Origin of the sequence: Arthrobacter mobilis, assembly GCF_012395835.1 — a bacterium.
Classification (GTDB): domain Bacteria; phylum Actinomycetota; class Actinomycetes; order Actinomycetales; family Micrococcaceae; genus Crystallibacter; species Crystallibacter mobilis.
This window is the reverse complement of the sequence record NZ_JAAZSQ010000096.1, coordinates 1-604: the sequence shown is the minus strand read 5'-3', so window position 1 is coordinate 604 and position 604 is coordinate 1. Positions and strand designations below refer to the sequence as shown.

The following is a 604-nucleotide window of genomic DNA, read 5'->3' as shown; positions in this document are numbered from 1 at the left end:
GGGTGGGGTCCGAGAGCATCCGGAACGTGGCCGTGGCCGCGTCCAGCCGGCGCGAATCCGGCGCGTCGGGGTGATGGAGGCTGGCGGCCCGAATGGGTTGTAAGTTTTCCACCGGCTCAGCCCTTCATGGACTCCGGCACGGGGACGGTCCTGGATCCTGCGGGCCAGAATCGGAACGCCGCAAGTGTACTGATTGTAGCCACGATAGCCAGCACGGCGGCGGCCGCCGGCTGGCCGGCGGCGGCGCCGATCCAGCCGGCGACAGGGTAAGTGATGATGAAGCAGGCGTGGGAGAGGGAGAACTGGGCAGTGAAGATGTAGGACCGGGTGCTGTCTGTTGCCGCACGGCGCAACAGGCGCGCCGAGGGGGTGTTGATCATCGAGGTCCCGGCACCGAGGACCACCCACAGGCCCAGCAGCACCGGCCAGGTCCCCGGCACGGCCAAAAGGGCGAACGCCCCGGCCAAGCCGGCGGAAAGCAACACGGCGCCGGCGCGCATGACGACCCGGTCCGGCACCCGGTCCAGGATCCTGGGCGCGGTCAATGCTACGAGCATCGACCCGGCACCGAAACAGGCCAGGGCGACCGCGACGTCGGCGTTGG

1 protein-coding gene is annotated in these 604 nt (G+C 69.7%); it reads right to left on the bottom strand.

The window, feature by feature from the left end; translation table 11 throughout:
- Positions 1–116: 116 nt before the first annotated feature.
- Positions 117–604, bottom strand: a 488-nt coding sequence (locus HGG74_RS21050) for an MFS transporter (RefSeq protein WP_168489485.1), incomplete at its 5' end; no start/stop codon positions are given.